Source organism: Demequina capsici (genome assembly GCF_032102965.1).
In the GTDB taxonomy this organism is placed as follows: Bacteria; Actinomycetota; Actinomycetes; order Actinomycetales; family Demequinaceae; genus Demequina; species Demequina capsici.
This window is the reverse complement of the sequence record NZ_CP134880.1, coordinates 493,808-509,905: the sequence shown is the minus strand read 5'-3', so window position 1 is coordinate 509,905 and position 16,098 is coordinate 493,808. Positions and strand designations below refer to the sequence as shown.

The 16,098-nt window shown below is 71.7% G+C and carries 18 protein-coding genes and 1 tRNA gene; 7 read left to right on the top strand and 12 right to left on the bottom strand.

Going from position 1 to position 16,098, the window contains the following annotated elements; all coding sequences use genetic code 11:
• Position 1 precedes the first annotated feature (1 nt).
• Genes RN607_RS02495 through RN607_RS02465 form a run of 7 tightly spaced genes read left to right on the top strand, consistent with a single transcriptional unit; the run spans position 2 to position 5,463 of the window.
• On the top strand, positions 2–421 hold the full coding sequence (locus tag RN607_RS02495) for an ATP synthase subunit C (protein ID WP_313544107.1): 420 nt from the start codon (positions 2–4) through the stop codon (positions 419–421).
• Positions 418–663, top strand: coding sequence for a hypothetical protein (locus RN607_RS02490; RefSeq protein WP_313544105.1), 246 nt, complete (start codon positions 418–420; stop codon positions 661–663). The genes RN607_RS02495 and RN607_RS02490 overlap by 4 nt, the downstream gene beginning before the upstream one ends.
• Complete coding sequence (locus RN607_RS02485) at positions 660–1,184, top strand: hypothetical protein (RefSeq protein WP_313544104.1); 525 nt, start codon at positions 660–662, stop codon at positions 1,182–1,184. Before RN607_RS02490 ends, RN607_RS02485 begins: the two co-directional genes overlap by 4 nt.
• Positions 1,172–2,947 (top strand): V-type ATP synthase subunit A, encoded by a 1,776-nt coding sequence (locus RN607_RS02480; protein ID WP_313544103.1) that lies wholly within the window; start codon positions 1,172–1,174, stop codon positions 2,945–2,947. The genes RN607_RS02485 and RN607_RS02480 overlap by 13 nt, the downstream gene beginning before the upstream one ends.
• Complete coding sequence (locus RN607_RS02475) at positions 2,944–4,386, top strand: V-type ATP synthase subunit B (RefSeq protein WP_313544102.1); 1,443 nt, start codon at positions 2,944–2,946, stop codon at positions 4,384–4,386. The genes RN607_RS02480 and RN607_RS02475 overlap by 4 nt, the downstream gene beginning before the upstream one ends.
• Complete coding sequence (locus RN607_RS02470) at positions 4,379–5,020, top strand: V-type ATP synthase subunit D (protein ID WP_313544101.1); 642 nt, start codon at positions 4,379–4,381, stop codon at positions 5,018–5,020. Before RN607_RS02475 ends, RN607_RS02470 begins: the two co-directional genes overlap by 8 nt.
• A complete protein-coding gene (locus tag RN607_RS02465) occupies positions 5,020–5,463 on the top strand; it encodes a universal stress protein (protein ID WP_313544099.1) in 444 nt (147 codons plus the stop codon). The genes RN607_RS02470 and RN607_RS02465 overlap by 1 nt, the downstream gene beginning before the upstream one ends.
• Before the next feature lie 32 nt (positions 5,464–5,495).
• Here the strand turns inward: RN607_RS02465 and RN607_RS02460 are convergent.
• From RN607_RS02460 to RN607_RS02405, 12 genes are all read right to left on the bottom strand, one after another.
• Positions 5,496–5,571 (bottom strand) — tRNA-Arg (locus tag RN607_RS02460).
• Between the two features lie 155 nt (positions 5,572–5,726).
• On the bottom strand, positions 5,727–6,455 hold the full coding sequence (locus tag RN607_RS02455) for a TSUP family transporter (protein ID WP_313544097.1): 729 nt from the start codon (positions 6,453–6,455) through the stop codon (positions 5,727–5,729).
• Positions 6,456–6,564: 109 nt separating this feature from the next.
• A complete protein-coding gene (locus tag RN607_RS02450) occupies positions 6,565–7,551 on the bottom strand; it encodes an aldo/keto reductase (RefSeq protein WP_313544095.1) in 987 nt (328 codons plus the stop codon).
• 85 nt (positions 7,552–7,636) lie between these two features.
• Positions 7,637–8,653, bottom strand: coding sequence for an amidohydrolase family protein (locus RN607_RS02445; RefSeq protein WP_313544093.1), 1,017 nt, complete (start codon positions 8,651–8,653; stop codon positions 7,637–7,639).
• Positions 8,650–9,579 carry an NAD(P)-dependent oxidoreductase gene (locus RN607_RS02440; protein WP_313544091.1) on the bottom strand — a complete coding sequence of 310 codons (930 nt, stop codon included), beginning with the start codon at positions 9,577–9,579 and terminating at the stop codon, positions 8,650–8,652. The genes RN607_RS02445 and RN607_RS02440 overlap by 4 nt, the downstream gene beginning before the upstream one ends.
• A complete protein-coding gene (locus tag RN607_RS02435; RefSeq protein WP_313499557.1) occupies positions 9,576–10,595 on the bottom strand; it encodes a VOC family protein in 1,020 nt (339 codons plus the stop codon). The genes RN607_RS02440 and RN607_RS02435 overlap by 4 nt, the downstream gene beginning before the upstream one ends.
• Positions 10,596–10,628: 33 nt before the next feature.
• The gene (locus tag RN607_RS02430; protein WP_313544089.1) at positions 10,629–11,708 is read right to left on the bottom strand and encodes a PrpF domain-containing protein; all 1,080 of its coding nucleotides are present in this window, start codon (positions 11,706–11,708) and stop codon (positions 10,629–10,631) included.
• Positions 11,705–12,403 (bottom strand): 4-carboxy-4-hydroxy-2-oxoadipate aldolase/oxaloacetate decarboxylase, encoded by a 699-nt coding sequence (locus RN607_RS02425; protein WP_313544087.1) that lies wholly within the window; start codon positions 12,401–12,403, stop codon positions 11,705–11,707. Before RN607_RS02425 ends, RN607_RS02430 begins: the two co-directional genes overlap by 4 nt.
• 1 nt (position 12,404) lies before the next feature.
• On the bottom strand, positions 12,405–13,259 hold the full coding sequence (locus tag RN607_RS02420; RefSeq protein ID WP_313545464.1) for an ABC transporter ATP-binding protein: 855 nt from the start codon (positions 13,257–13,259) through the stop codon (positions 12,405–12,407).
• Positions 13,260–13,288: 29 nt separating this feature from the next.
• On the bottom strand, positions 13,289–14,074 hold the full coding sequence (locus RN607_RS02415; protein WP_313499548.1) for an ABC transporter permease: 786 nt from the start codon (positions 14,072–14,074) through the stop codon (positions 13,289–13,291).
• Positions 14,071–14,907 carry an ABC transporter permease gene (locus RN607_RS02410; protein WP_313544085.1) on the bottom strand — a complete coding sequence of 279 codons (837 nt, stop codon included), beginning with the start codon at positions 14,905–14,907 and terminating at the stop codon, positions 14,071–14,073. Before RN607_RS02410 ends, RN607_RS02415 begins: the two co-directional genes overlap by 4 nt.
• Before the next feature lie 112 nt (positions 14,908–15,019).
• Positions 15,020–16,042, bottom strand: coding sequence for an ABC transporter substrate-binding protein (locus RN607_RS02405; protein WP_313544083.1), 1,023 nt, complete (start codon positions 16,040–16,042; stop codon positions 15,020–15,022).
• Positions 16,043–16,098: the final 56 nt, after the last annotated feature.

The following is a 16,098-nucleotide window of genomic DNA, read 5'->3' as shown; positions in this document are numbered from 1 at the left end:
CATGACCGTCTGGCTGCTCGCCCTTCCCGTCCTCGCGCTCGTCGCCATCGGCGCGACCGCGCTGCTGCGCCGCCGCGGCAGATCCGGGGTCGTGGCCCTGGTCACCACGAACCTGGCGGTGCTCGCCGGCGCCATGCTGGTGCTCATGACCGGCCCCGCGGCGGACGCCGCCACGGCCACCGATACCGCGACCCAGACGGCGAGCACGGCGAACGGCTCGGCGCTGATCGCCGCGGCCATCGCCGTGGCGGGCTCGTCCATCGGCGCGGCGATCGCGGTGGCGTACACGGGCTCGGCGGCGCTGGCGGCCATGAGCGAACGCCCCGAGATGTTCGGGCGGGCGATGGTGGTGGTCGGGCTCGCGGAAGGCATCGCGATCTACGGCCTCATCATCGCGATCATCCTGATCGGCAACGCATGAGCCGTCCCGCGGCCCTCACGGAAGGCGTCGTCGTCGCGCTCGGCGAACGCCGGGTGATCGGCGCTTTCGCGCTGGCAGGGGTGGATCTGCGGTGTGCCGAGGACGCGACGGCGGTGCGCGCCGCGTGGGGCACCCTCGGGCCCGAGGTGGCGCTCGTGCTGCTGAGCGCTCGGGCGGCCCAGGCGCTCGGGGAGCGGACCGACGCGCTCGACTCTCCGCTGACGGCGGTGATCCCGTCATGAAGGGCCTGCCCCCTGGAGCCGACGCCTCGCTCGCGCCGTTGCGCGCGGACATCCTCGCACGGGCGCAGACGCGCGCGGACGCGGTGCTCGACGACGCCGCGCACCGGGCGGACGCGACGGCGGCGGAGGCCACCCGCGAGGTGGAGGCGATCGGCCGACGCGCGGTCGAGGCAGGAGTGGCGGCAGCGCGGGCGGATGCCTCGCTGAGGTCCGCTCGCGAGCGCCGTCGCGCCCATGAGCTGCGCCTTGGGGCGCGGGAGTCCTTGCACGCGGAGCTCGAGGCCCTGGTGCTCGCACGCGCCGAGGGCCTGCGCGACTCTCCGACATATCCCGCGATGCGCGAGGCGCTCAGCGATCGCGCCGTCACCGTGCTCGGCTCCGGCGCGACCGTCGAGGAGGACGCACGGGGAGGCGTCGTCGCGACGCTCGGCACGCGTCGGCTGGACCTCACGCTCCCCACGCTCGCGAAGGCGACGCTCGAGTCGATGGGCGGGGAGGTGTCGGACCTGTGGACGGAGTGAGCACCAGGCACGACGCACCGGGGCGCGTCGGCCGGACCGTGCGCGTGACCGGACCCCTGCTGGAGGCCGAGGGAGTGCCGGACGTCGCCATGGGCGAGATCCTGCACGTGGGAGCGGATCGGATCAGCGCGGAGGTCGTCGCAGTGGACGGCACCCGCGCCACGATGCAGGCCTACGAGTACACCGGCGGTCTGCGGGTGGGCGCGCCCGCGGCGGGCAGCGGCCAGCCGCTCACGGGGCTCTTCGGACCCGGCCTGCTGGGCGCGGCGTTCGACGGCCTGATGCGCCCGCTCACGTCGGCCCCGATCTGGCTGCGTCCCGACCGGCCCGAGTCCGTGGCGGGGGCCGACGGCGGTCGCCGCTGGCGGTTCGTCCCCACGGTGCGCGCAGGCGACGGGGTCTCCGAGGGCGACGTGCTGGGGACGGTGCCCCACTCGGGTGCCGTCGAGCATCGGGTGATCGTCCCCGCCGGGGCATCCGGCACCGTCGACTGGATCGCGGACGACTGCGAGGTGGGGGCGCTCGACGCGGTGGCAAGGATCGGTGTCGCCGGGGTCGGCGACCGGGAGGTGAGGCTGTCCGAGCGGTGGCCGATGCGTCGTCCCCGGCCCTTCCGCGAGCGCCAGGCGGACCCTGTCCCCCTGCACACGGGGCAGCGGGTGCTCGACCTCTTCTTCCCCGTCCCGCGCGGTGCTGCGGCGGCCGTCACGGGCGGATTCGGCACCGGCAAGACCATGCTGCTGCAGCAGATCGCCAAGTGGTGCGACGCCGACGTCATCGTCTACGTCGGCTGCGGCGAGCGCGGCAACGAGATGGCCGACGTGCTCGACGACCTGGGCCGCCTCACCGACGCCCGCTCCGGGGGCAGGCTCGTGGAACGCACCGTCGTGGTCGCCAACACGTCCAACATGCCGATGATGGCGCGCGAGCTCAGCATCTACACGGGCATCTCCATCGCCGAGTACTACCGGGACATGGGCTACCAGGCCGTCGTCATCGCCGACTCCACATCCCGCTGGGCGGAGGCGCTGCGCGAGTTCGCGAACCGGCGCGGCGACCTGCCAGCAGAGGAGGGCTTCCCCGCGGACCTCGCCTCCCAGCTCGCGGCCTTCTACGAGCGCGCGGGCCGCGTCACCACCCTGGGCGGGCACGACGCGTCCGTCACCGTGATCGGAGCCGTCTCCCCTCCTGGTGGCGACATGTCGGAACCCGTCACCACCATCACGCAACGGTTCGTGCGCGCCATGTGGATGCTCGACCGCGACCTCGCCTACGCGCGCCACTACCCCGCCGTGCACTGGTCCGGCTCGTTCGCGCGCGACACCGACGGGCTGGCCCGCTGGCAGACCGTCCACGGAGATCCCGAATGGGCCGCGCGGCGAGCGACCGCGCTCGCGATCCTCGCGGAGGCGGACCGGCTCTCCTCGCTGGCCGAGGTGATCGGCGTCGGCTCCCTGCCCGGCCGCGAGCGCATGGTCGTGCTCGGCGGGCGGCTGCTGCGCGAGTCCGTGCTGGCTCAGAACGCGCTCCACCCGAACGACGCCACCTGCTCCGACGCGAAGGGCGCCGCGCTGCTGGACCTGGTGCTCGGGGTGATCGACGCCTGCCACGCGGCGATCGACCGGGGCGCAACGGCGACCGCCGTCGAACGGCTCGACTTCGGGCCGGTGATCCGCGCCGCGCAGGACGTCGGCACCGACCAGGCCGGCGCGGTGGCGGAGATCCGCGATCGCATGGTCGCCCAGCTCGGGGAGCTGCCATGAACGCGACCCGACCCGGACAGGGACCCGAGGGACGGTCGTCGGCGCTCGCCCAGGCCCGCATCGGCCACCAGGACATCCGCGCGATCCGCGGGCCGCTCGTCGTCGTCGGCGGGGTCGACGGCGTCGGCTGGGACGAGTCCGCGGAGATCGCCACGCCTGAAGGGCTCCGCCACGGGCTGGTGCTGGACCTCGACGGCGATCAGGCGACCGTGCAGATCTTCGAGGGGACGGAGGGGCTCACTCCCGGCGGGATCGAGGTGCGCTTCGGCGGGCGGCCGCTGCACATCCCCGTCGGCACCGACTGGCTGGGACGCGTATGCAACGGCAGAGGCGCACCCCTGGACGGCGGACCTCCGATCACCGCCTCCCAGGTGGCACCCGTCAGCGGGTGGCCGCTCAACCCCGTGGAACGCGAGCCGCCACGCGAGCCGATCCTCACCGGCGTGTCCGTCATCGACGCCCTGACCACCCTGGTGCGCGGGCAGAAGCTCCCGATCTTCTCCGTCGCAGGGCTGCCGCACCTCAGCCTGGCGACGCAGATCGCCGCACAGTCCGTCAGCCCCGGGACGGAGTTCCGCGTCGTCTTCGCAGCCATGGGTCTCACCCACGCCGACATCGCGTTCGTCAGGGATCGCCTTGAGGCGCGCACCGCGTCGGGCGAGCTCGTGCTGCTGCTCAACGCCGCCGACGACCCGCCGATCGAGCGCATCCTCACTCCGCGCCTGGCCCTCACGATCGCCGAGCATCTGGCCTTCGAGGACGGTGCTGACGTGCTCGTCCTGCTGTCCGACATGACGAACTATGCGGAGGCGGTCCGCGAGGTGTCGGCCGCGCGCCGCGAGATCCCTGCACGCCGCGGCTACCCCGGCTACCTCTACAGCGACCTGGCCACGCTGTACGAACGGTGCGGCCGGGTGAGGGGCACGGATGGCTCCGTCACCATCGTCCCCGTGCTGACGATGCCCGCCGGGGACATCACGCACCCCGTGCCTGACCTCACCGGCTACATCACCGAGGGTCAGATCGTGCTGTCCCCCGAGCTCGCGGCGCGCGGCGTCTACCCGCCCGTCGACACGCTCAGCTCGCTGTCGCGCCTCATGCGCAGCGGCGCTGGACCGGGGCGCACCAGGGACGACCATCTGGACGTCGCCGCGCAGGTGCTCGCCGCGCTCGCCCGCGCACGCCAGTCAGCGGCGCTCGCGGAACTCGTCGGAGCGTCGTCGCTGGGCGAGACGGACCGCGCCTACCTCGCCTACCGGCACGTGATGGAGCAGGACCTGCTGAACCAGGGCCACGCCGAGTCTCGCACCCTCGAGGACACGCTCGACCGCGCCTGGCGGGCGCTCGCCGCACTGCCGCGGCAGGAGCTCACCATGGTCTCCCCGGCGCAGGTCGCGGCCCATCTCCCGACCTCCGGAGAGGAGGCCGACGATGGCTGACGTGGGTCGGGCCGCACGCCTGCGGGTGCAACGCCAGCTGGGCGTCGCCCGGCACGGCGTCGAGCTGCTGGAACGCAAGCAGCGCATCGTCGCCGCCGAGCATGAGCGCCTGCTGCTGCGCTCCGACGGTCTAGAGGACGCCTGGGGGCACGCCGCGCGCGCCGCGCTGGAGTGGGCGGAGCGCGCCGCGGCGCTCGACGGGTGGGACGCGATCGATGCGGCATCGCCGCTCGCCCGCGCCCGCGTGACGATCACCGAGGGCCATGTCATGGGCTTGGACTTCCCCGACGACGCTGCGGTGGACGTGCCGCCGCGAAGGCCGACGGGCGCGGGCGCATCGGTGTCGTACGCGGCCGAGGCGATGGCCCAAGCCGTCCGAGCGGCGGCGATCCACGCCGCGACCAGGCGCGCCGCGGCGACGGTCGCTCAGGAGCTGTACGCCACCCGCACCCGACGTCGAGCAGTCGAGCATCGTTGGGTGCCTCACCTCGAATCCGAGCTGACGCGCATCGAGCGGGCCCTCGACGAGCTCGAGCGCGAGGAGAACCTGAGGGTGCGCTGGGCCGTCGGCGCGCAGGAGCAGTCCCGACCGGCGCACGCGCGGCCGGCCGAGGCACGGACGGGAGGCGCGTGATGACCGAGCCGTGGCGTGGCCCTGTGCTCGTGGCCGTCAACGACTCCGAGGCGTCCTTCCACGCCGCAGACGTCGCCATCGCCCACGCCCGCGCGTTCGGAGCGCCGCTGCGGGCGGTGGCCGTCGTCGAGCACGACGGGCTCGTCGCCGGATCACCGGAGGCGGTCGCGCTGGAGTCGTCCCGGGATGTCGCATGCGCCGCGGCCCTCGCGCAGGTGGAGCGCCTCGCGACGCGGGCGGGCGTTCCGGTGGTCGCGGTCAAGCGCCACGGCAGGGTCGCCGCTGAGATCCTGGCCGAGGCGACCGCGTGCGGTGCGACGCTCATCGTCCTGGGCCGGATGGAGCGGCCGGGCCACGTGGTGTCGGGCATCGGATCGCACACGATGCACGTCGTGGAGTTCGCGCCGTTGCCGGTGCTGGTGGTCCCGCCTGACGCGGCGTGATCGGCCTGTCGGCCTTCGCATGGGGCGAACGGTGGTGCGCCTGGACAGATTCGAACTGTCGACACCCGCTTTAGGAGAGCGGTGCTCTATCCCCTGAGCTACAGGCGCGGGGTAGATCACAAGGTTACCCAATGCATCCGGCGCCGCGAAACGACGCGAGGGCGCGCCGGCGGGGCTGCGCCGCGTCGCGCAGAGCGACACTGACCCACCCCTCAGATGCACCGACGTCGCAGAAACGACACTCGCTCACCCGAACGGGACCGTCAGAGCCTCGCGAGGCCATTCAGGAGGGTGGCGATGGCACCCACCCAGGCGACCGCGAACGTGACGCGCGCCGCGGTCCGCTGCGTGACACGTCGGGCGACCCAGGTACCCGCCCACAGCCCCAGGAGCATCGAGACGACGAGCACCGCCCATTCCCACACACGCAGGTCCGGCCAGGTGCCAGGGTCGACGATCACGCGCGCGATCACCGTCGACGTGGAGATCGTGATCAGGTAGGGCTGAAGCGTCGCGGCGAAGGAACGCTGCTCCCAGTGCGTGGCCCGCGCGAGCACGATCAGCGCGACGCCGCCAGCGCCCGCGAGGGTCGTCATGACACCTGCGACCGCGCCACCGCTCATGAGCACCCCCAGGCTCCGCTGGAGATGGCCCGATCTCACCGACATCACGACGGTGAGCGACGCGATGAGGATCAGGGCGGTGACCACCTGCGCCTCCGCGACCGGCAGCCGTCCAGCCGCCCACGCGCCGATCGCGATGCCCACGAGGCTGGCCGGCACCAGACCCCAGTACGCCCGCCAGTCGACGTCCTTCCACACCTGGAACAGGACCAGGACGCACACGAGCGCCCCGAAGACCTGCACGAGCACCACGCCCTGGCCCGGACCGACGGCGAGCACCACGAACGGCGCCACGATGACAGCGAAGCCGATGCCCGACACGCGCTGCAGGACGGCGCCGGCCACGATGGCGGCGAGGATCAGCGGCATCGGTCACCTCGCGGGCGGGCGACGCTGAGCGACCCGGAGTTGCGCGAAAGCGCGCGAGAGCGGCGCTGAGCGACCCGCCGGGGAAGGCCCGCACCACGGATCGCGCGGGCTACCAGCGGGAGTGCACGTGCTCCCTGATCGAGTCGTTGTAGATCTTCGCGAGCGCTGCCATCGTCCCGTCGGGGATGGTCGGCAGTTCGCCCACCGCGGCGTTCTGACGGGCCTGCTCCGGCGTCCGCGCGCCCGGGATCACCGTCGTGGAGCCCATCTGCTCCACCCACCGCAACGCCATCTGGGCGGTGGTCCAGCCCTCGGGGGTGAGGGCCGCCACCTCCTGCGCAGCCTTCACACCCACCTCGAACGGCACGCCCGCGAAGGTCTCGCCCACGTCGAAGGCCGAGCCGTCGCGGTTGTAGCTCCGGTGGTCGTTCGCCGCGAAGGTGGTGCTCGCGTCGTACTTCCCTGACAGCAGGCCCGACGCGAGGGGCACGCGCGAGATCACGGCCACGCCACGCTCGGTCGCCTCGCGCAGGAAATGCTCGGCGGGCTTGCGGCGGAAGATGTTGAAGATGATCTGCACGGACGCGAGGTCGTCCTCGCCCAGCACGTGGAGGGCGTCCTCCACCAGCTCGACGGAGACGCCGAAGTCGCGGATGCGCCCCTCCTGCTTGAGGACCCGCAGGTCCTCGAACGTCTGCGGGTCGTGGAACACGGCGGACGGCGGGCAGTGGAGCTGCACCAGGTCCAGGGTGTCGACGCCCAGGTTCTCGCGCGAGCGGTCGGTCCAGCGCCGGTAGCTGTCGAGCGTGTAGCCCTCGGCCACCTGCTCGGGCAGGCGCCTGCCCATCTTGGTCGCGACGAAGAACGCGGAGGAGTCGGGACGATCCTTGAGGAACCGCCCGATCGACCTCTCGGAACGTCCGTCTCCATAGACATCGGCCGTGTCGAAGAAGGTGGTGCCCGCGTCGGCCGCGGCATGGAGGATGTCCTGGGACCGCTGCTCGTCCGTGTCCCCCCAGTCCCCGCCGAGCTGCCAGCAGCCGAGGCCGATGGCCGAGACGTGCCTGCCGATCCGTTGCGCCGTCGCGATTCTCATGAGGCCACGCTATCGAAGATGGAGACCGTTCACCGGGTGCCGCCTGCGCGGACCCTCGGTCGTGCTGGATGCCCACCGACGAGCCTCAGGCGGTGCGCGCCGCCAGCCGTGCCGCCAGCCGCGGGTAGGCCCGCAGGGCGTTCCCGGACAGGACGCCGACCCGCTGCGCGTCGGTCAGCCGCGCCGCCTGCACGTACCGCAGCGTGTCGTCGAAGTAGTGGCCCGTGGTCGGGTCGATCCCGCGCACAGCGCCCACCATCTCGGAGCCGAACAGGATGCTCTCGCTCGGCATCACCTCGAACAGCAGGTCGATGCCAGGCTGGTGGTACACGCACGTGTCCAGGAACACGTTCTCCATGAGGCGCTCCGCGTGGCCCGGCTTGCCGAGCATGTCCGACAGCCCTCGGTAACGGCCCCAGTGGTACGGCACGGCTCCACCGCCGTGCGGGATGATCAGCCGCAGCGTCGGGAAGTCGGCGAAGAGGTCGCCCTGGAGCAGCTGCATGAAGGCCGTCGTGTCCGCGTTCATGTAGTGGGCGCCGGTGGCGTGGAAGGCGGGGTTCGCGCTGGCGGAGACGTGGATCATGCCAGGCACGTCGTGCTCCACCATCCGCTCCCACAGCGGGTACCAGTAGCGGTCGGTGAGGGGCGGGGAGGTCCAGTGCCCGCCCGACGGGTCCGGGTTGACGTTCACCCCGATGAAGCCCATGGCGACCACGCGGTCGAGCTCGCGGATCGCCTCGTCCAGCTCGGCGCCGTCGGCCTGAGGGAGCTGGCCGACGCCCACGAAGGTCTCCGGATAGAGATCCACGGCGCGCGCGATGAGGTCGTTGCAGGCGGCGGCCCATCCGACCGACGTCGTGATGTCGCCCAGGTGGTGGCCCATGGCCGACGCGCGCGGCGAGAAGATCGTCATGTCCGCGCCCCGCTCGGCGATGAGCCGCAGCTGGTTCCCCTCAAGGGACTCCCTGATCTCGTCGTCCGAGATGGTCGGATAGGCGGGCGCCGCATGACCGGAGGCCCATGCGTCGAGCTGCTGCTCGCGCCATGCGCTGTGCGAGGCAGGCGCGGTGGTGTAGTGCCCGTGGCAGTCGATGATCATGACGTTCCTCTCGTTCCCGGACCGGCGGGGCTGTCCGCCTGCTCGGCCTCACGTGCGGCGGCGAGCACCGCATCCACCAGGTCCATGGCCGACTCCTGCGGCAGGACGGATCCGAACCGGGACGCCCACCGCTGGCGCTCGACGGTCGCGCGCGCCATCCACGGCTCGACGCCCGCCTCTGCCACGGTGACGGCGGCCTCCTCCATCTCCTCGGCCCTGCGTCGGCCATGCTGGACGGAGCGTGACATGAAGTACCCGGCCACGGCCTCCCAGTCGGCGGGCGGGAGGATGTTGGGCAGCGAGTCGAGCACGTCGCGCTCGACGCCGAGCGTGCGCGCGGCGAGGAGCGACTCGGTCAGCAGCGACTCGAGGCCCTTCACGATCACGGACCGGCAGAGCTTGGTCGCGGCCGCCCTGCCCACCTCGCCACCCAGGGCCGTGGCGCCCGCCATGCCGTAGGTGGAGGCGACGCCCAGGAACGCCGTCGAGTGCGCGCCACCGAGCAGGAAGGGCGAGGCGAGCCTCCGGGGACCGATCGGCGACATCAGCGCGGCCTCGACGTAGCGGCCCCCGGCGGCCTCGATCGCGTCGCGCGCGGCCTGCTTGTGCCCGGGGGACGACGAGTTCAGGTCGAAGAGGAACGCGCCCTGCTCGATGCCCTCAGCGGCTGCCCGCGCCGCCAGCACGCTCTGCGACGCGGTGACGGCGCTCACCACGAGCCCCGCCCCGGCCACGGCGTCGACCGAGGACGACGCGGTGGCCACCCCGAGCTCGCGCGCGTTGCGCGACGCGGGACTGTCGGGATCCACGAACGCGGTGTCCCACGCGGTCAGGTCGGACACGCCCAGCGTGCGCAGGTCCTCGACGAACACGCGTCCCACCTCGCCCAGCCCGATCAGCGCCACACGGCGCGAGTCGGCGCTCATCGCCGCGCATCCCCGCTGGGACGCTTCCCGAGCATCCCCGTCGGACGGTACGTCTGCGGATCCTGACCCTCGAGCGGCGGCGTGCCGTGGGTGTGGAACGTCTCGATGGTGCCGAGCCCCCACGCCTGCCCGCGCAGCCGCTCCGTCTGCGTCCACGTCACGACGGGCCAGTCGGGCGCGAGCACCATGCGGGTCAGCGGGTTGCACATCTCGATGCGGTTGCCGCCGGGCTCGAACACGTAGAGGAAGAACGTCTGCTGGATCGCATGCTTGTGGGGGCCCGTCTCGATGCGGACACCCTGATCCAGGCACAGATCCGCCGCGCGCAGGATCTCCTCGCGGGTGTCGGTGGCGAACGCCAGGTGATGCAGGCGGCCCCTGCCGCCGGTCCAGTCCTCCGTGTACACGACGTCGTACGACTTGGAGCTGAAGGTCATCCACTTGGCGGCGACGCGCCCGTCGTCCAGCCTGATCTGCTCCGTGGCACGCGCCCCGAGCACGTCGATGTGCCAGTCGGCGTTCGCGGCGGGATCCGCGGCGAGGTAGTTGATGTGGTCGAACCTACGCACGCCGATCCCCCGGTTGGGCTTGGCGGCCGGCTGGTTCTTGAGACCCGCGGCGAGATGCTCGGGCGCCTCGTACCAGACGGTGTCGTAGTAGAGCGCGATCTCGTGGCCGTCGGGGTCGGTGGTGACGAAGGTGCGACCACGGCCCGCGATGCCGTCCTCCCAGCGACCGTCACGGCCGGCGGCCTGGATCGCGACCACACGCTCCTCGAGCGCCTGCTCGCTGGTGGCACGCAGCGCGGTCCTGCCGACGCCCGCCGCGTCGGCCTGCTTCGCGATGATGCTGCACTCCTCGTAGTCGTCGTACGCACGCAGGAACGACATGCCGTCGACGCGGCGGGTCTCGACCATCCCCAGGATGTTCTCGAAGAACCACACGGTCGCGTCGAGGTCGGTGGTGTGCAGCTCGGCGTATCCGAGGTGGGCGATATGCCCCTGCGGCATCGTCATGGAGGCTCCTTCGTCCCGTTCCAGGGCTCGTGGTCAGGCCGGCGCGGAGGCGGGCGGCGCCGGAGGTCGGGGGTGCACGAACCCATCCATGATCATGCGCGCGGTCCTGACCACGCGCGCCGGTCCCACGGCGAGCTCGTCCCCGTCGGCCAGGTCCACATAGAGATCGAAGAAGCCTGTGGGGTGCTCCACCCGCAGCGGCGCACCAGGCTCCGGCTGCACCGCGAGCTCGTGCGCCACGGAGCCGGGCAGCCGCACCGCGGCCGCGACGGACGCCGCTCCCACCACCCCGATCGCCTCGTGGACCCGGTACGGGATGAAGCTGCGAGTACGGATCGCGCCGCCCTCCGCAGGCGCGGAGACGAGCACGATCTTGGGCGTCGTGGTCGTCTCCGGGGTCCCTGCGATCCCCATGAGGGGGAAGGCCTCGGCCCGAATCTGCGCCACCTTCGCGACCAGCGCCTCGTTCGCCTCGAGCTCGGCCGGGCTCTCGTCGCCCACGATCCCCAGATCGGCGGCCCGGACGACGACGGAGGCCATGCCGGCGTCGACGAGCGTCGCCGCCACCCCCGCCACCTCGTCGACCACGTGACCGGTGGGCAGCAGCGCGCCCGACGGCGGGTCCAGGGCCACCTCGACGGGCGCCGCGGAGCCGGGGACGCCTGAGATCTCCGCGTCGCCCTCGTAGGTGACCTCGCCGCCGGGCGTGCGCACCGTGAGGGCGGCCACCGCACCGGTGTTCACCATGTGCACCCGCACGGTCGTCGTGCCGTCCATGATCGGCAGCAGCCCTCGTTCGAGCGCGAAGGGCGCGGTCGCCGCCAGGATGTTGCCACAGGTCTGCGAGGTGGAGACGATCGGCTGGTCGGGTACCACCTGCAGGAACAGGTAGTCGATGTCAGCGTCGGGACGTGCCGACAGGCTCACCACACCCACCTTGGAGGTGAGCGGGTGCGCGCCTCCGAGCCCGTCGATCTCCCGCGGGTCGGGGCTGCCCATGATGCGCAGCAGAAGGTCGTCCCGCGCCTCAGGGTCGGCGGGCAGGTCCGACGCGAGGAGCATCGCACCCTTGGAGGTGCCTCCCCGCATCAGCGCGCACGGGATGCCGGTCATGCAGGATCGGCCTCCGGGTGGCGACGGTAGGTCACGCCCAGCTCCTCGAGGACGGGTCGCATGCCGTAGCGGTCGAGGCCCAGCTGGCCGTCGATGAAGGCCGCGCGGGTGGCCTCCTCCTTGGCGACTCGCGCCTGGGACAGCACGAGGGCCTCGTCGGCGCCCTTGCGCGGCACGACGACCACGCCGTCGTCGTCGCACACGAGGATGTCACCCGCGTCGATCACCTGGCCGGCCACCACGATCGGCACGTTGACGGCACCGGGCGTGTTCTTCACGGTCCCCATGACGTTGACGTGCCGGGACCACACCGGGAAGCCCATGTCCCGCAGCTCCTGCGTGTCGCGCACTCCCGCGTCGATGATCGCGCCCACGACGCCGCGCCTCTGAAGGCCCGTCGCGAACAGCTCGCCGAACATCCCGTGCTGCGACGGCGAGCGCGTGGTGACCACCAGGATGTCTCCAGGTCCGCACTGCTCGATCGCCGCGTGGATCATGAGGTTGTCGCCCGGCCAGCTCAGCACGGTGACGGCGGTGCCGGCGATGCGCGTGCCCTGCTGGATGGGGCGAAGATCGGAGCCCAGGTCGCCGGTTCGGCCCAGCGCCTCGCCCACGGTGGCGACGCCGATGGTCGAGAACGCCTCGACTGTCTCGCGGGCCGGGCGCGGGACGTCGGTGAGGATCACGGTCTCCACGTCACGCCTCCGTCTCGGAGTCCGGACGGTGCCCCGCCTTCGCCTTCTGGATCAGCGCATAGATGTGACCGCGCAGCTCCCCGAAGTGCGGGTCGGAGCGGGTCGTGAGCTGGTCACGGTCGCGCGGCAGGTCCACGTTGACGTCCTCCATGAGCACGGTGGGTCGGTTGGACAGGACGATGACGCGCTCGCCCAGGTACACCGCCTCGTCGATGTCGTGGGTGACGAACAGCACGGTCACGCCCAGCCGCTTCCACAGCGCGCGGACCAGGTCCTCGAGCTCGGCACGGGTCTGCGCGTCCACGGCGGCGAACGGCTCGTCCATGAGAAGCACCGACGGCTCGTACGCGATCGCGCGGGCGATCGCGACCCGCTGCTGCATGCCGCCGGAGAGCTGCCAGGGGTGCTGCTCGGCGGCCTCGGTCAGGCTGACCTCGGCGAGCGCCTTGTCCACCTTCTCCCGGCGCACCGCCTTGGGGATGCCGTGCTCCTTGAGCGGCAGCTCGATGTTCTGGCGGACCGTCATCCACGGGAAGAGGCTCCGGCCGTACTCCTGGAACACGACCGCCATCCCGGCCGGCGGCCCGGTGACCACCTGGCCGTCGAGCACGACGGCGCCCTCGGTCACGTCCAGCAGACCCGCGATGGAGCGCAGCAGGGTGGTCTTGCCCGCGCCGGACGGGCCCACGACGCACACCAGCTCTCCCCTGCCCACCTGGAAATCGAGCTGGCGGATCGCCTCGACGTGCGGGCGCCCGGGGGTGTCGTACGTCTTCTTGACGCCTTGGAGGTCGAGCGCGACGGGCGTGCCGCTGCCCGGCTCGGGCGCGACGCTCGCGGCAGGCTCCTCGGTCATCACGAAACGGGCATCGGTCAGGGACATCTCTACTCTCCTCGTTCCATCTGACGCTGGCCGACGTACCAGGCCAGGGTCCGGTTCTCCACGGCCTTGAAGATCGCGGAGAGGGTCACGCCGATGAGGCCGAGCAGGATGATGCCGGTCCACATCTGGGGGATCGCGAAGCTCCTCTGGAACTGGACGATCGCAGCGCCGAGGCCGCGGTTGGCCCCGAACAGCTCGGAGATCACCATGAGGATCACGCCGATCGAGAGCGCCTGGCGCGCACCTGTGAAGATGCGCGGGCTGGCGCCCGGGAGGATCACGAAGGCGAAGCGTCGCCACGCGCTGAGCCGGTAGCTGCGCGCTGTGTCGGTGAGCGTCGGGTCGAGGCCCCGGACGCCTTCGACGGTGTTGAGCAGGATGGGCCACAGGCACCCGAGCGTGATGGTGACGATCTTCCCCAGCGACCCGGTGTACCCGGCGAACAGCGCGATGATCGGCACCAGGACGGGTGGCGGGACGGCGCGGAAGAATTCGAGCACCGGCTCCGACAGCGCTCGCAGGCGGGGCGACAGGCCGATCGCGGTGCCTCCGATGATGCCGAGCAGCACGGCGAGCGCGAACCCGATGCCGAGGCGGCTGAGGCTCGGCACGACGTCCTGGACCACCTTGTCCCAGGTCCACGTCTGAGGGAACGCCTGCAGGATCGTCTGCAGGGACGGCCAGAACGGGTTCGTGGAGCCGGCTGAGGCCACCCACCAGATCGCGAGCAGCACGATCGGCAGGCCGAAGGTGAGGACGGCTCGACGGCCGATGCGGGTGAGGCTCATGACTCGCTCCTGACGGACGGGTGCCACCACAGGAGCCGGCGCTCCGCGAAACGGGACAGCAGGTTCACGGCCACGCCCACGAGGCCCACGACGATGACCAGCGCATAGGTCTCGGCGACCGCGCCCGAGCTCTGCGCGATGCCGATGTCACGGCCGAGGCCAGGGACGCCGATCACGAGCTCTGCCGTGATCTCGAGGATCAGCGCGACCGCGGCAGCCAGCCTGAAGCCGGTAAGGATGTACGGGAGCGAGGTGGGCCAGAGCACCGAGCGGAAGATGCGCAGACGGCCGAAGTGGAACGACCGTGCGGTGTCGCGCGCCACGGGGTCCACGTCGGCGACCCCGTAGAGCACCTGGACGAGGATCTGCCAGACGGACGCGTACACCACGAGGATCAGCGCCGACTGCGGCTTGGTGCCGTACAGCAGGACGACGAGCGGGATCAGCGCGACGGACGGGATGGGGCGCAGGAACTCGATCGTCGAGTGCGTGGCGGCCTTGAGCCATGGCAGCGAGCCGATGATGACGCCTGCGACGATCCCGATGATCATGGCGACGGCGAGGCCCACAGCCCAGCCGCGCAGGGTCTCGCCGAGCGAGACCCAGAAGGAGTGCTCGCCGAGCAGCGAGAACAGCGTCGAGTACATCTCGGTGACGGGCGGCAGGAACGCCGGGTTGACGATGCCGGTGCGGGAGAGCGTCTCCGACAGCGCCAGCACGCCCAGCACGCCGATCACGCCGAGCAGCGCGTCGTAGCGGCGAGGGTTGCGACGTCGCCGTGGCGCCGCTGCGGCGACGGCCCGCGGGGGTGCCGCGAAGGAAGTCGAGGTCATGCGGATCCTCCAGGGGATCGTGGGGGCTGAGGCCCGGCGTCCGCGCGAGGCACGGGAGGGCACGGTGTCCCGGGTGCCGGGGTCGCGGACGGCGCCGCGACCCCGGCGGGGATCACTTCAGGCCGGTGAGGTCGGGGACCTCGGTGAGGAAGCCGTCCTGGACGGCGAGCTGCGCGAGCAGGTCGACGGTGTTGTCGTCGATCGTCGTGTTCCACGCGGGCAGGGTGACGGCCTGCTGGGTGGCCTCGTCCATGCTCGTGTAGTCGGCGAGCGCCGCGCGGACGGCGTCCGGGTTGGCGGTCGCGTACTCGAACGACTTGGTCATCGCCTCCTGGAAGGCGGCGACGATGTCAGGGTTGGCGTCCGCGTAGTCCGTGGACGTGAAGTACTCGGCGATCATCAGGTTCGGGTCGGTGAGCGCGTAGTTCGAGCCCACCTGCACCAGACCCTGGCCCTCGCCGACGGTCTGGAAGGGCTCGACGACCTGGCCTGCGTCCACGTCGCCTGACACGATCGCCGGGACGATGTCCGGGAACGCGAGCTCGACGTACGTGATCGTCGACGGGTCGCCGCCGGCATCGCTGACCATCTTGTTGATGGTGGACGTGTTGATGTTGTTGAGCGTGTTGACGGCGATCTTCTTGCCGGCGAGGTCCGCGGCCGAGGTGATGCCGCTGTCGGCCGTGGCGAGCACGGAGCCGAAGTCGGCGCCGTCGACGCCGGTGCTGGAGACGCCGGGGGCGACGGCCTGGATGGAGATGCCGTTGGCGGTAGCAAGGATCAGCGACGTGGTGTTGCTGAATCCGAACTGGAACTGGCCGCTCGTGACGCCGGGCACGATCGCCGCGCCGCCCTGGGCGAGCTCGGTGGTGACCTCGAGACCGGCGTCCGCGAAGAAGCCCTGGGAGATTCCCAGGTACAGCGGGGCGACGTCGAGGATCGGGATGACGCCGACGGTGATGGGGGTCATCTCCATCGTGCCGGTCGTGGCGGTGCCGGTGCTCGTCTCGCTTGCTGACGAGGTCGGTTCGGTGGTTCCGGAGCTGCACGCGGCCAGCGTGAGCGCTCCGATCGCGGCGACCGCGAGCATCGCGGCCTTGGTCCTTGCGTTTCTGATGGTTCGTGTGTGACGCACGGGCTCCTCCTTGAGACCTTCGACCCCTCCCCATTGAGAGGCTGTGCATCGCCACC